This is a genomic window from Petralouisia sp. (assembly GCF_056822245.1).
Map to the genome: position 1 here is coordinate 1 of NZ_JBQIOP010000069.1, position 14,857 is coordinate 14,857.

The following is a 14,857-nucleotide window of genomic DNA, read 5'->3' on the forward strand; positions in this document are numbered from 1 at the left end:
AATATTAGAATTAATTTTCCAGAACAATACCGGATGTCCTTTACCCCCTGGATGGGTGTAAAGCTATCCGGTATTGCTTTTTCTTAAGTTAATGACATTGCTGTTTTTCAAGGTTTTTCTAACTTAGTCCAATTATAACAGCATCATACAAATACGGATCGTTACCATCCACAATTCCAAACTGCATCAAAAGAGCCGCACTTCCAGTCACGAAAGGCGTTGCCATTGATGTGCCGTTTCTCACCGCATAGCCGCCCCCAGGCGCAGCAGAACGAATTTCAACTCCAGGCGCAGCAATGTCTGGCTTCACCTGATTGGTTTGTCTGGTAAAGCCCCGGCCGGAAAAATCTGCAAGCTGATTATACCTGGCGTCATAAGCGCCTACGGAAATCACTTTTTCCGCTGTGGAGGGAATCGTCAATGTTGTCTCTTCTGTGGGGTACAAAAATCCAGTGCCCCGGTTCAGCACAGACTGTCCGGGCAGCCATAAATCAAAACTTCCCTGTACAATCCGTTCCGGCACAAGCACAATTTTCCAGACGCCTGGGTCAATATAAGATTTTGCCGGGAGAAAATCAACATAAATCTCCTGATACAGATTATAGGGACTCGGCTCTCCATAATAAATTAACAGCTCGGTCTGTCCCATCACAAACCGCTGAGGCCCCTGAACCTGGCGGATCGGCCCGATACGGCTGCCGGAAGGGTGCACCAGAATCACATCATACTGATCTGCATAAGATTTCCAAAGCTGCAGATTCACGGTAGATTCATACTCTCCTATCCCCAGTTCTATTTCCTGCTCCTGCCCCTGTTTTAAAATGCCGGAGGTATGGCCCCGGGCCGCCCCTTCATTTCCGGTTCCGATGGAAATACTGGTTTTCCAGTAATTGGAAATATCGTTGATATAGCTTTCCAAAAGAGCCGTCCCGCTGTGGGAACCGTAAGTATTTCCAAAGCTGATATTGACTGCCATAGGCATCTGGTATTCCAGAGATTTGCGCACCGCATAATCCAGCCCCCGCATCAGCTGGGTTGTTCTCGGAAAACCGTTTGGGTCCTGTGTGCCCAGTTTCACAATCAAAAGCGGACTTTCAAATGCCACGCCCCGGTTCACTCCGCCGCTTGCCCGGCCATTTCCCGCAGCAATCCCGGCTACGTGGGTGCCGTGTCCTGAAGTGTCCCTGCTTGGAACAATGCGAAACCGCTCCTGTTCACTGGAAGCCTCCAATGCCTGATTGATTTCTTCTGACGTAAATTCCCGATCCAAAGTCTCATCGTACAAAGCCAGAATTCTGGTGCTGCCGTCCTGGTTGCGGAAATCCGGATGGTTGTAATCAATCCCCTTTCCTGTTAAGCAACTGCAATTAATTATAACGTCCATGTAATTTCAATGCGCGCTTCTCCATACACAGTAATTTCCCGGAGCAATGTCTCCGCCAGTTCTTTGGTAAGCTCTGCTTTTCCTTCCCGGTTGAAGGGACTTTTCTCCTTCTCTTCGCGGAGTTTTTGTTCTATGCTATTTATCTCTTTTTCAATCTCCGCCATCCTCTCTTCCACCTGCTGCAGCTCTAAATCCTCTGTCTGGAAAGAGATTTCTCTGTGGAAAACAGACTTTTCATATTCTTCTAATCGTTTTCTCTGCAGCGCCGCTTTTTTTCTGCTTATTTTTTCCTTCTCTTTGATCCATATACGGAGCTTTTTGCGGATTTCATCCTCCTTTTCCTGTCTTATTTTCTCCAGTTCCTTCTGCGCCGGCAATCTGAAACGCAGCTGTTCAAGAACAAACTGTTCCAAAAACACCAGCTTCAAATGGCTCACGCAATGTTCCCTGTCTGTGTATGCATACCTGTGGTTACAGTAAAAATATGGATGCCGCACACTCTTTCGCAACGTCATTGCCCGCCTGCATCCGCCGCAAAACACTTTTCCCTGCAGCGGATGACACACTCCCACCTCCTTTTCCTTTCCTGCTTTTACATCCTTCGCCCGCCTGCTGCCTGCGTGCTCCCTCATCTTCTGAACTTTTTCAAAATCGGCTCTGGAAACAATTGGCGCATGATGGTTCTGATATACTTTCCACTCACTTCTGGGCTTTAAATGGTTTTTACCGCCCACCTCGCTTTTTTCATATTTGTCGTACACCATATCTCCTGTGTAAACCGGGTTTTTTAAAATGGAGCAGACGGCAGTGTGATTCCAGCGAAAACTGTTTCCTTGTGGCGTCCTGTCTGCCTGTTTCTTTTTGATTTTAAATTCTATGGGCGCAGGTATCTTTTCCAGGTTCAGAAGCCGCGCAATCTCCACGGAGGTTTTTCCCTCTAACGCCAGGGAAAATATTTTTCTGACAATCTTTGCTTCCTCCTCTGCCTCAGTCAGCATATGCCTGTCCCCGTCCGCTTTTTTATATCCAAAGGGCGGAATGGAGCAGGCATACTGCCCCTGTTCTTTTCTGGTACGCAGCGAGGATTTGACTTTCACCGATACATCCTTCGAATATAAATCGTACATCAGCCCTTTAAATGAAATATCCAGTTCTGCAGCGCCCCCGTCTTGTTTTTTGCTGTCATAATTATCGTTCAGTGAAATAAAACGTATACCGAGAAATGGAAAAATCTGGTCCAAGTAGGAGCCAAGCTCAATATAATCCCTGGAAAATCTTGAAAAGTCTTTCACCAGCACACAGTCAATTTCACCATTCCTAATCTGCTCCAACATCTTAGAAACCCCGGGCCGCCGGAAATTTGTTCCGGAAAAACCATCGTCCGCAAATTCCTTCAGCCGGTAATTTCCAAAGTGTTTTTTGACATACTCTTTCAGCAGCATTCTCTGGTTGGTGATGCTGTTGCTTTCCTCTGCCGATTCCCCATCTTCTTTTGACAAACGCAGATAGACTGCAATTCTGTATGGTTCGTCCATACGCGCCTCCTCAATCACATTACTCCGTCATCCTCTTAAGCAGTTCGTTTTTTCTGTAATTCCACAAAATCTCTATCCGGCCTTTGGGGTATACATTGATTTTTTGAATCAGACATTCCGCCATTTGCCGGTCAGGTTCCATATCAGCTCCTCCGGTCAGAAGTTCAGAAATTGACTGTTTTCTTTTCTCCGCTTCCTGTTCTGTCATTTCTTCCTGCCGCCTGAAATCAGTTTCTCTCCTGTTCCATTGTTCCAGTTCCTTTTCTATTTTTGATTTTTCTTCCAGAAACACTTCACGGGAAATTTCTCCCTCATGGAAGCGGCGGTAAAGCTGGCTGCCCATCCAGGTTAATTGCTCCTGCTTCTGCTTGGCTTCACGTATCCATGTGCGGATGGCAGCTTTCTTTTTTACAGCCTCCTGCATGGTTTCTTTCCAATCATCTTCCAGACAAAATTCGAAACAGGAGCACTCTTTTTCCATCAAAGTTTTTACGATGGTTTCCAGAGCTGACAAAGAAATCCTCTGACTGCTGCAGGCCATGTTGCCAATTTTATTTTTATTTGGACATGCATAAGAATACCTGCGCACCCGTTCCCCGCCGGAACGTATTTTTATGGATGACTGACGCACCATTAGACTGCCGCATTCGCCGCAGAAAATCATTCCTTTAAATACATCCTCCTTTGGAGTAATTGTCTCGGAAAATCCCCTTCGGTTTCCATATTTCTTTTGGCTCTGAAACCGTTGTGATACCCGGCGAAACAATTCTTCTGAAATCAGCGGCTCATGGGTATGCGCTGCAGCCAAACTGTGAGATTCACGGTCTTTGGGACTTCCGTGTGTTTTTTTATCGTCCCCTGGCTGAAAAAATGTGCCGGTATAAACCGGATTCATCAGAATATTTTTAATGGTATCATAAGACCATTGCTGCAGCATCTGGTCTTTGGGACAATATATTTTTCCGGTGGTATTATAAGCCCAGGGACGCTGTATCTTCTTTTGGTATAATTCGTCTGCAATTTCCCTGCAAGTTTTTCCATCCGCATACATTTCAAATATTTTTACAACGATCTGTCTGGCGGCTTCATCTGGAAACAGTATCCGTTTGTCGCCGACTTTTTTTGCCCGGTATCCATAAGGAGGCGCACCCCCGATATAGCTTCCTTTTTCCTGTTTCAGTTGTTTCACGGACCGAACTTTCTGTGAAATATCCCGCGCATAGAGCTCGTTCACAATATTTTTCAGATTCACGGATAACTGGAACTGCCCGCCCGTTATCCTCTCGCTGTCATATCCGTCTGTAACCGCAATAAACCGAACCTTCAGAAAAGGGAAAATCTTTTCCATATAATTTCCTGTTTCTATATAATTTCTTCCAAACCGGGAAAAATCCTTGACCGCAACGCAATTAATCTTCTTCTGCCGGATGTCCTCCATCATCCGTTCAAAACCTTCCCGTTTAAAATTAGTGCCTGTCTTTCCCAAATCCGTGTAACACGCAGCCAGTTCTGCATCTTCTATCTGTCTGAGATACTTCTTTGCAATTTCAATCTGTGTATCTATGGATTCATTTTTCTTTTCATTGCCGTCCACAGACAGCCGTGCGTAGATGCCGGCTCTCCAGACAGGCCCTTCCTTACCTGACGGCTTTGCCATTTATGCCTCCCTCCTGACGGAATGGAGCGCAAGTATTCCGCTGAATTCCTCTCTGCTTCGGAACTCTATATAAATTTTTTTATGTTCATATACCTCTATCCGGCTGATAAAGCACAAAAGAGCATCACGGTTCAATTCTGTCAGCTCCATATCTTTTTTAAACTTTTCCAGTCTTTTCTCGGCTGCTATGCCGCTGCGAAGCATCTCTTCTTTCATTTCCTCCTGTTTAAAAACTGCATTTTTTATTTCCTGGTACTGTGTCTCAAAAACTGTCCGGAAATTTTTAAAATCTGTTTCTGTAATCAGTCCGGTTTTTAAATCTTCACGCAAACAGTTCCGAAGCTCAAGGTATTTCTCCTGCTCTTTACGGAATCTTTCTATCTCCTCAGCAAGTCTGGACACTTCCTCAAAATGAACCTCCGTCCTTTGGATATATTCCAATTGGCTGCATATCTCCAGATTAATTGCCGTATAAATCTGCAAAATCCGGAATACAACTGTTTTCAGCTCCTCTTGCGGCACACTGTGTCTGGTGCAGCCCTGGCCCCGGTTTCTGGTGGGGCAGATAAAATAAACCCTGGATGTTCCTTTACAGCGATTGACGCGCCGTATCATAGGCTCTTTACAGTCTCCGCAAAACAGCAGCCCGGAAAAAAGATGCGCGCGCCCGGCTTTGCCCTGACCCCTGGTATCAACGGCAAGCAGAGCCTGTACCATCGCAAAATCCTCCTGCGGAACAATCGCCTCATGGGTTCCTTCCACCCGCGCCCACTCTTTCCTGGGTCTGGCTGTTGTTTTTTTTACTTTATAGTTGATCTGCTCATTTTTTCCCTGCACCAGAACCCCGGTGTAAACTTCATTGTCCAATATCCTCTTTACTGCCGCTGCCGACCATTTCGCCACTGCATGTTTCTGGAAACTGGTGCAGAATTTTTCGCCCCGGAATTTTTTATATTCCATGGGAGAACGTATTCCAAGCCCATTTAATCTCTCTGCGATTGCAAGGGCGCTCATGCCCTCCAGCTTCCAAGCAAATATTCTGCGCACAATGTCCGCGGCATAGCCGTCCGGGCACAGTTTATTTTTGTCCTCTGCAGATTTGCGGTAGCCATACATGGCAAAGGGGCTGATAAATTTTCCCTGCTCCCGCTTTATCTTCTGATGGCTTTTTACTTTCTGTGAAATGTCCCGGCAATAGGAATCGTTGATAAAGTTTTTGATTGGAAGAACCAGGGATTTGGCAGTATGGTCTGCCGTCTGGCTGTCAAACTGATCTGCTATGGCAATAAACCGCACATGAAAAGCCGGGAAGGTCTTTTGAAGCAGCCGCCCGGCTTCAATGTAATCCCGTCCCAGTCTGGACAAATCTTTTACAATCACGCAATTCACATGCCCGGCTTCAATGTCTGACATCATCCGTTTAAACTGGGGCCGGTCAAAATTGACTCCGGAGTAGCCGTCATCCGCATAAATATCAAACAACTCTATCTCCTCATGCTCCCTGAGATAAGAAAAAGCCAATTCTCTTTGGGCGCTTATGCTGTTGCTTTCTGATTTTATACTGCCGTCTATGTCCCCGTCATCTTTAGACAGACGGAGATAAACGGCGGCAAAATAAATAGGTTCTGTCATTCTGCCTGCTCTTTCCTCCTGTAATGGCTTCTGTCTGGACGCGTTCAAAAAAGCACTTTTCAAACACGCGTTAATATTTTATTTCTGCGATTTTTCGGATGTACTGCTTCATCCTGTCATTCAGTGTTTCTTCACAGTCGGAATAGCCAAGCTTCACCGTATAAGCTCCGACCCTTACCAGAAACGGATTCCCGACTTTCTGTACATATTCTTCGGTTCTTTGGGGAACAGGTTTCTTTTTGTCTATTTCAATCTGGCTGATATCAGGGAGGTTATCCCAGACAACCTCCCTGATATCAGCCTGCTCCATTCTGTACAGTTCTTCCTTCGTCAGATTCATAAGCATCCCTCCCGCTTACCATTATATGGGGGGAGAAGAATGTCTTATTCTATAAAGCCATCAAAAAACACGCTCTAACTAATGCCTTTTTCTATTTTCACTTTCTCATTTGCTTTTTCCACATTGAGTCTGGAGAGAATTAACATAATCAGCACATCAAAGATTAAAGGAAGCCACAGATACATAAACTGCATCATGCTGAGCGCTGACTGGGGCTGTACGGAATTGGTGCCCACGTAGCCGCTGAATTCCAGAAGCCATCCCACCAGCGCCGTTCCGATGCCGCCGCCGATTTTGACTCCCAGTGAAGTGCAGGAGTACATGGTGCCGTCCACTCTCTTGCCCTGCGTCAGATAAGTGTACTCAGAACAGGAAGCGATCACTGCGTTCATGTCTCCCTGCCAGGGCCCCTGCCCCAATGCCGCAAGAGCTGTAAATGCCATCATCAGAGGAATGCTTCCCATATATCCGGCTACTACAACCAGCGCTCTGCCGATTACCGCAAGGATATAACCTCTTAAATTCAGTTTGTACATCCCGTTCCATCTGCCTACTAACGCAGGCGTAAAAATCAATGCTATGATAAGAGGAATGTTCACAGCCCAGGCAAACTGTCCGAACAGATTTTTATTTTTCAGCACCCAGGTCATGTAATAAATGCCCGCGCCGATCATGGCGCTGTACAGCTGCTGCAAAATATAGGCTCCGCAGATCATCAGATAATATTTGTTTTTCACAAGCAGGCGAAATGCCTGCATCAGCCCGTACTTTTCTTCCTCCCCGGATGTCCCGCCGTCCTTTAACTTTTCTTCGGGAAGCTCCTTTACGGAAAAGGTGGAAATTGTATTTACAATCAACCCAATTACCGCATAAATAATTGCCACCAGTCTCCACGCTGCCGCATCACCGCCGCACCTGTCTACAAATCCCACTGTAATGGTCTGAATCAGAAGGCTTGTGGAAAATGCAAAGATGAAACGGTAAGACCCCATCTGCACCCGTTCTTTGCTGTTTTTTGTCACCAGGGAAGTAAGGGCCGAATATGCAATGTTGTTAGCCGTATAAAATACGCCGTTTAACAAGGTGTATGCAATGAAAAACCATGCGTACTGGGCTGTTTTTCCAAGTCCGGCCGGTACTGCAAAACAGCATACCAGCGTTACGGCGCAGCCGATATAGCCATACAGCATCCACGGCCTTGCTTTTCCCAGCTTACTGTGTGTCTTGTCGATCATGGAGCCGAAAAAGATATCTGTAAATCCGTCAAACAGCTTTGACACGGCAATCAATGTCCCCACCATTCCGGATGCCAGGCCGATGGTGTCTGTCAGATAGACCATAACAAAGGATGTCAAAAAAGCATATACCACATTTCCCGCAATATCACCTGAGCCGTATCCGATTTTGTTATACCATTTTAAATATTTCTTTTCTTCCATAATTCGCTTCTCCTTATATTATGATTCTTTTAAAAAAGGCACCAGCACAAACCGGAACTGGAAGTTTGTATCGTCAAACCGATACTTCTCCAAAACTGCCGGGCCGCAGCTGTTGGAGCCGATGCCGTTTAATGCGTAATCTATACAGAGTACGGTGCTGTCAGATTCTTTCAGTTCGTAATTATGCAATGCCCGTTCCAGTTCTTCCTGGGTATATACAGAAGCCTGAAAAGAAAAGGGCTGTTCAGAAACCGCTGTGATCCCAAACTGCGTATTTGCCGCCGTCACATAATCACAGTCAAAATGGCTTCCATTTTCCTGAGGGCGAATGTAATCCTCGTGCAGTTGGCTGACTTTGGCGCGATAACATCCATGACTGGAGCCCTGACACTTATCCCGGTAGCTTTCCTGGGGCCCCATCCCAAAATAACTGACGTTTTCCAATTTCTTATTGAGGAACAAACGGATTCCAAACCGGGGAAGCTCTGGAAATTCTTCCTCTTTTGCCGCTGAAATTTGGGAGGATATCGTTCCGTTCCCGTCAATTTCCCAGATAAGTTCCACATCCAGAATCTTCTGGACGGTGGGCGCCACAACTGCCAGATGCTCTGTAAGCTGTACTCCGGATTCCCTCTGAACCGTTTTAATGCTGTAAGCTCTGGCGCAGGCTTTGTCATAACCTGCTTTTTCCCATTCTGTTCTGATATACCTGTCATTGTCTGTGGGCGCTCTCCAGATGTTCAGTTCCATGGGATGGTTCAGATAATCTCTTCCCCCGAACCGAATCTGGTGAAACAGTCCGGTGCGTTTATCTATGATATAACTGAAATCCTTTGCCTGCAGTATAATCTCTGTATCTGTTTCCTTCACGGAAATGCTGCCAAAAGCAGGTTTCTGCTCCATCCATTTCACCGCCTGCCGGTTCCTTCCGTCCTCGTTTGCCAGCTTTATTTCATCAAATCCCAATACATGGCCCTGCTCAAGCAACGGCATTTCCTTTTTCAAAAGGTAGGTAAATTTCAGGTAAATCCTTCCTGCGGCCGGAATCTGCAATTTCAGTTCTGCCTTTCCGTCACTGTGAGGCGCCGCGGAAACATCCGTCAATTTCCCTTTTTCCACCGTCAGGCCGTCCTTTGTCATTTCATATACAATCACCGCATAGTCCTTCAGATCGTCAAAGTCCATATAATTGTGAAATGTCAGCTCCCCGCTGTTTTCATCATAGGAAACCACTCTTGCGGGACGGTATACATTTTTATATTCCAAAAGCCCGGTATGGGGCCTGCGATCCGGATACACCAGTCCATCCATGCAGAAGTTGCCGTCATGGACTTCCTCTCCGTGGTCTCCGCCGTAATGGTATATGGTCTTGCCGTTTTCCGCCCTGCCATGGGCAACCGCATGGTCGCACCATTCCCAGACAAAACCGCCGCACATCCGGTCGTCGCTGTGAATCATCTGAAAATAGTCCTCAAAGTCTCCCGGCCCGTTCCCCATGCTGTGGCAATACTCCACCAACAGAAACGGCTTGCTTCCGTCCTTCTCTAAATAGTCCTCAATTTCTGTCAGCGCGGGATACATCCGGCTGTACAGATCCAGATTTTCATAATTATATGTTACATCGTAATTGCGGTATCTGGCGCTTTCATACTGGGTCAGTCTGTCCGGATCAAACTTCTTGGTCCATGCCAGGGCCTTTTCAAAATTGCAGCCGTAAGCGCTCTCATTTCCCATAGACCACATCACAATGGAGGGACGGTTTTTATCTCTGTGTACCATAAGCTGCACACGGTCTAAAATGGCCTGCTCCCATGCCGGAGCATCCGCAAGCGTTTCATTCCAGCGGTTGAAACGGTTAAAATCTGTATCTTCTCTGCGGTACAGCATCACCGGCCCATGGGCCTCCAGATCCGCTTCATCAATTACCATAAATCCATATTTATCGCACATCTGATAAAAATACGGCGCATTGGGATAGTGACTGGAACGGATTGCGTTGAAATTGTGCTGTTTCATCAGGGTAAGATCGGTCTTTATCTGTTCTGCGCTGACTGTGAATCCAGTTTCCGGGTCAGAATCATGGCGGTTCACGCCCCGGAATTTGATTTTCTCCCCGTTCAGATAAATGACGCTTTCTTTCACCTCTATCGTCCGAAAACCAATATAATCTACGATTACCTCATCTTCTACATCAAAAATGATGGTATATAAATATGGATGTTCCGTATTCCAAAGAACCGGCTGGGGCACTGTAAGCTCCAGCAGTCCGTCTTTTGATATCTCTCCTCTGGCTACTGCCGTTCCATATTTATCTTCGATGATTATTGTGGTATCCGCCGGTTCGCTGAAGCAGATATCTACGTTTACCGCGGCGCTGTCCTTTGTTATCTCTGTTGTGATGCGGTAATCTCTCACAGCCCTTTTTGGCCGTTTCAGCAGATATACATCCCGGAAAATTCCGCTCATGCGGAACTTATCCTGATCCTCCAGGTAAGAACCGTCGCACCATTTGAGCACCAGTACCGCAAGTTTATTTTCTCCCTCCTGCAGCAGAGAAGTCACATCGAATTCACTGACCGCATGGGACACCTGGCTGTAGCCCACATAAACTCCGTTCAGCCAGACATAAAAACAACTGTCCACCCCCTCAAAGTTCAAAAATGTTTTCGGCGCTTTCTTATCCTTCTGATAAGAAAAAGTATGTACATAGGCTCCGCAGGGAATATCCTGAGGAACATAGGGCGGATCAAACGGGAAGGGATAGCGGATATTGACGTACTGGTGGCTGTCATATCCGGCTGTCTGCCATACCCCCGGAACTGTAAGCTTGTCAAACCCCCAGGTATCGTAACTGATCTCATAAAATGCATCCTGCACTTCATAAATACTTTCAAAATACCTGAACTCCCACTCTCCGGACAAAAGCTGCAGCCGGTCTGAGTTCTCACGGTGTTCTGCCAGATCATCTCTTCTCTGGGATGCCGGAATGTAATAGGCCCTGGCGGGCATCGTATTATCATGCAGCATACTCAAATCCTCATAGTAACGTGGCACAATCATAGGCCAATCCTCCTTTGATATACATAATTTTGCTTTGATATTAAGCTCACGCCCAGTCCGTCCATTGCTGCTAATATCTTTTGTTCACTTAATTTCTTGATAACATCATAATCTCTCAGGGAAAATATGTCTATAAACAGAACTGGACAGAATATGCACAAAATGATACAATTAGAAAAAAACCCGGGAGGTGCCCGCTTTGTACATCAATTCCAGTTACAAAAATCATTCCGTTCTTGACTTCAAAGACAAAAGCAAACCGCTGATTGTAGGCAGCTGCGGAACTTACCGTCTGTCTCTGCAGCCGAAGCTGCCCACTTATCGGCCCAGGGGCAGAGTGGATTTTCAAATCATCTATATTGCTTCCGGACGGGCCTATTTTCATTTCGACAGCCCGGAAAACGAAACAATTGTCACCGCCGGGAATATTGTATTATTCCGCCCGAAAGAATTTCAGAAATACGAATATTACGGAGTGGATAAGACTGAAGTTTACTGGATTCACTTTACTGGAAGCGACGTAAAGAATATATTGAGAAAATACGGGTTCCCTGATGACAGGCGGGTTTTCGCTGTGGGAACCTCATTGGAATATGAGCGTGTATTTAAAAGAATTATTTTGGAATTGCAGCGGTGTCAGGATGATTATGAAGAAATGCTTGCCCTGCTGCTGCGTTATCTGCTGATTATTTTCCGCCGGGAACTGACCAGAGAACATGTGTTAAAAAACGAATATCTGGATCGGGAGATGGAAACTGCTGTTTCCTACTTTAATGAGAATTATAACCGGGATATCAATATTGAAGAATATGCCGCTTCCAGAGGAATGAGCGTCAGTTGGTTTATCCGGAATTTTAAAAAATATGCCGGGGCCACCCCCATGCAGTTTGTCACCTCCATCCGCATCACCAATGCCCAGATGCTTCTGGAGACCACAAATTATGCCGTAAATGAAATCGCCCGGATTGTAGGATATGACAATCCGCTGTATTTCAGCCGGCTGTTTCACAAGCAGAAAGGATATCCGCCGTCCCAACACCGGAAAAGAAACTGAAACAGCAGTGACGTGACAATACTGTAACAGGTTCCCCGGAATCCAGAACAGCTACAATCACCCCTTTTCCGGTAAGGTTGTATCTTGCAGACTGCACCGGAGTGATGCAGGAGGCCTGTTTTCCCTCCTGCACTGCAAAGTACATCCGTTTCGGTTTTTCCACATACTCCACTTCCGGCGCCATGGCCACCTGTTCCATGGCATCCTCCGGCACGTACAAAACGGCATATTCATTCATCAGTTCTATAACTTCTATCCGGGGATTTTCCTCTGCCAGACGCATAATATTTCCGGAATATTTCACAATCAGTTCCCACTTCTGTTCCTCCGGCTCATAGCCCACTCCAAGCTGTAATGATTTTTCCCGCTCCCGGGCTGTGGCGTCCAGGGCAAGGTTCAGAAGATTTTCGAATTTTTCGCTGTTAGCTGCCATTTTCTGCATCCTTTTGGTTTGCTTTCCTATATCTTACTCGGATGCGGGGAATTTGTGATATTCCTATATCTTACTCGGATGCGGAAATATGTGATATTCCTCTCAAAGATATGAACATACAGCGTTCCACAATTTCGCAAGCTGTCTGATATCCTCATCTTCTATCTTTGAGTCCGGCAGAACAATTTCTTCTGTTTTCCGGAAAATAAATGTTCCTGTGTAAGCGGAAACTTCTTTGCTTTCGGTTCGGTCAGATACCAGAACTTTCAGAAGAGGGGCCTGCTCCTTCTTTGCAATTTCCAAAACGGCCTGGTAGTCTCCGGCTTCCAGTACAAACTGTCTTTCGCCGCCCGGGCCTTTCTGACGTTTTAGTTTCAGCAAAAGGCCAAGGAGTTCCCGGACAGAGTATGTCTGGGTTTCTGTCAGTTCCTGCGGCCGGAACCATTCTTTCAAATCTATCTGAAGAATTTCTTCTGCCTGGCGGGAGGACAGAAAGGCGCCGTACTCCCACTCCGGGAACAAACTTCCCAAAAAGGGCTGTTGGCGGAGCACATTGTCCCGTATGGAATCATAAAACATTTCCAGATTGACAAACGCTTCATCCTGGTCAAGATACAGTTCTGTTACAGGTTCGCTGCTTCCCTGGCAGAACACCTTTCCATATACCAGTTCTTCCGACATCCTTCCGGTTATCTCCCAGGACATGCCGGCGTTTTCTTTGCCAGTCAGAGCCCAGGACAGCAAGCGAATGATATCCTTCTGCTGCTTTGACAGATTTTCTTCTTCTATCTCCACTGCGGCTTCATATTGAAATCCGCCGGATTTTGCCATACCGCGAAGCAAACATACTGTTCGGACCAGGGGAATCAGCCACACTGCCAATGCCAGGAGCACCAATAAAAGGGCGCCCCCAAGCCCGGCCCAAAGATACTTCTTTTTCATCTGCTCTCCTTTTTCCGAGTCAAACCAAACAGGAGCCCGTCAAAACTTATTTTTCCGGCGGAACAATCTTGTCCTGTCCGCCCATGTAAGGCCGCAGGGCCTCCGGAATCCGCACGCTGCCGTCCTGGCACAGATTATTTTCCAAAAAGGCAATCAGCATACGGGGCGGCGCCACTACGGTGTTATTCAGCGTATGGGCAAAATATTTGCCCTCTTTACCGTTGACGCGGATTTTCAGCCGTCTGGCCTGGGCGTCTCCCAGATTGGAGCAGCTGCCCACCTCAAAATATTTCTGCTGTCTGGGAGACCATGCCTCCACATCCACAGATTTCACTTTCAGGTCTGCCAAATCACCGGAACAGCACTCTAAGGTACGCACCGGAACGTCCAGGGAACGGAATAAATCTACGGTATTCTGCCATAATTTTTCAAACCACAGGGGAGATTCTTCCGGCTTGCACACCACAATCATCTCCTGCTTCTCAAACTGGTGAATGCGGTATACGCCTCTCTCTTCAATTCCATGGGCGCCCTTTTCTTTCCTGAAACAGGGAGAATAACTTGTCAATGTCTGCGGAAGCTGCTCTTCATTTAAAATGGTATCAATAAACTTTCCGATCATGGAATGTTCACTGGTTCCGATTAAATACAGATCCTCTCCTTCAATCTTATACATCATGGCGTCCATTTCCGCAAAGCTCATCACGCCGGTTACCACATTGCTGCGGATCATAAAAGGAGGCACGCAGTAGGTAAAGCCTCTGCCGATCATAAAATCTCTTGCATAAGAAATCACTGCGGAATGAAGCCTTGCAATATCGCCCATCAAATAGTAAAAGCCGTTGCCTGCCACTTTTCTGGCGCTGTCAAGATCAAGGCCCTGGAACCGCTCCATAATCTCCGCATGGTAAGGAATCTCAAAGTCCGGCGTTACCGGCTCTCCGTATTTCTCCACCTCCACATTTTCGCTGTCGTCTTTTCCAATGGGAACGGACGGGTCTATGATATTGGGGATTACCATCATAATCTTCGTGACTTTTTCCTGCAGCTCCCCTTCCAGTTTCTCCAGTTCTGCCAGCCGCTCGGCCCCTGCGTTGACCTTGGCTTTCACAGCCTCCGCTTCCTCTTTCTTTCCCTGCCCCATCAATGCGCCGATTTGCTTGGATAATTTCTTCCGCTCGGCCCGGAGGGAATCAGCCTCCTGCTGAGTTTTTCTGGCCTGGACATCCAGTTCTATCACCTCGTCCACCAACGGCAGCTTGCTGTCCTGGAATTTATTTCTGATGTTCTCCTTTACTGTTTCGGGATTTTCCCGTAAAAATTTTAAATCAATCATATGCTCCTCCTGATCAAAGGATTTATTACTCCGGCGGTTAAATAT

The 14,857-nt window shown here is 46.6% G+C and carries 10 protein-coding genes and 1 pseudogene; 1 reads left to right on the top strand and 10 read right to left on the bottom strand.

The window, feature by feature from the left end; translation table 11 throughout:
* Positions 1–145: 145 nt before the first annotated feature.
* The 7 genes and pseudogenes from ACTO17_RS18305 to ACTO17_RS18335 all read right to left on the bottom strand — a co-directional run.
* Positions 146–1,345 (bottom strand): annotated as a pseudogene (locus ACTO17_RS18305) (S8 family peptidase); the annotation flags it as partial.
* A gap of 26 nt (positions 1,346–1,371) precedes the next feature.
* Complete coding sequence (locus ACTO17_RS18310; RefSeq protein ID WP_482558948.1) at positions 1,372–2,919, bottom strand: recombinase family protein; 1,548 nt, start codon at positions 2,917–2,919, stop codon at positions 1,372–1,374.
* Positions 2,920–2,938: 19 nt separating this feature from the next.
* A complete protein-coding gene (locus ACTO17_RS18315; protein WP_482558949.1) occupies positions 2,939–4,576 on the bottom strand; it encodes a recombinase family protein in 1,638 nt (545 codons plus the stop codon).
* Positions 4,577–6,208 (bottom strand): recombinase family protein, encoded by a 1,632-nt coding sequence (locus ACTO17_RS18320; protein ID WP_482558950.1) that lies wholly within the window; start codon positions 6,206–6,208, stop codon positions 4,577–4,579.
* A gap of 70 nt (positions 6,209–6,278) precedes the next feature.
* Positions 6,279–6,548, bottom strand: coding sequence for a DUF6870 family protein (locus tag ACTO17_RS18325; protein WP_482558951.1), 270 nt, complete (start codon positions 6,546–6,548; stop codon positions 6,279–6,281).
* A gap of 74 nt (positions 6,549–6,622) precedes the next feature.
* Complete coding sequence (locus tag ACTO17_RS18330; RefSeq protein ID WP_482558952.1) at positions 6,623–7,987, bottom strand: MFS transporter; 1,365 nt, start codon at positions 7,985–7,987, stop codon at positions 6,623–6,625.
* A gap of 18 nt (positions 7,988–8,005) precedes the next feature.
* Positions 8,006–11,047, bottom strand: coding sequence for a glycoside hydrolase family 2 TIM barrel-domain containing protein (locus ACTO17_RS18335; protein ID WP_482558953.1), 3,042 nt, complete (start codon positions 11,045–11,047; stop codon positions 8,006–8,008).
* A 199-nt stretch (positions 11,048–11,246) separates the two neighbouring features.
* Between ACTO17_RS18335 and ACTO17_RS18340 the strand changes: the two genes are divergently transcribed.
* Positions 11,247–12,101 (top strand): helix-turn-helix transcriptional regulator, encoded by an 855-nt coding sequence (locus ACTO17_RS18340; RefSeq protein WP_172539385.1) that lies wholly within the window; start codon positions 11,247–11,249, stop codon positions 12,099–12,101.
* On the opposite strand, the gene ACTO17_RS18345 is transcribed toward ACTO17_RS18340, so the two are convergent.
* The 3 genes from ACTO17_RS18345 to serS all read right to left on the bottom strand — a co-directional run bounded on the left by ACTO17_RS18345 (position 12,040) and on the right by serS (position 14,812).
* Positions 12,040–12,534 carry a hypothetical protein gene (locus ACTO17_RS18345; RefSeq protein ID WP_482558954.1) on the bottom strand — a complete coding sequence of 165 codons (495 nt, stop codon included), beginning with the start codon at positions 12,532–12,534 and terminating at the stop codon, positions 12,040–12,042. The two genes, ACTO17_RS18340 and ACTO17_RS18345, sit on opposite strands and share 62 nt — an antisense overlap.
* Positions 12,535–12,636: 102 nt before the next feature.
* The gene (locus ACTO17_RS18350) at positions 12,637–13,476 is read right to left on the bottom strand and encodes a hypothetical protein (RefSeq protein WP_482558955.1); all 840 of its coding nucleotides are present in this window, start codon (positions 13,474–13,476) and stop codon (positions 12,637–12,639) included.
* 46 nt (positions 13,477–13,522) lie between these two features.
* Complete coding sequence (serS, locus tag ACTO17_RS18355; RefSeq protein WP_482558956.1) at positions 13,523–14,812, bottom strand: serine--tRNA ligase; 1,290 nt, start codon at positions 14,810–14,812, stop codon at positions 13,523–13,525.
* Between the last annotated feature and the right edge of the window lie 45 nt (positions 14,813–14,857).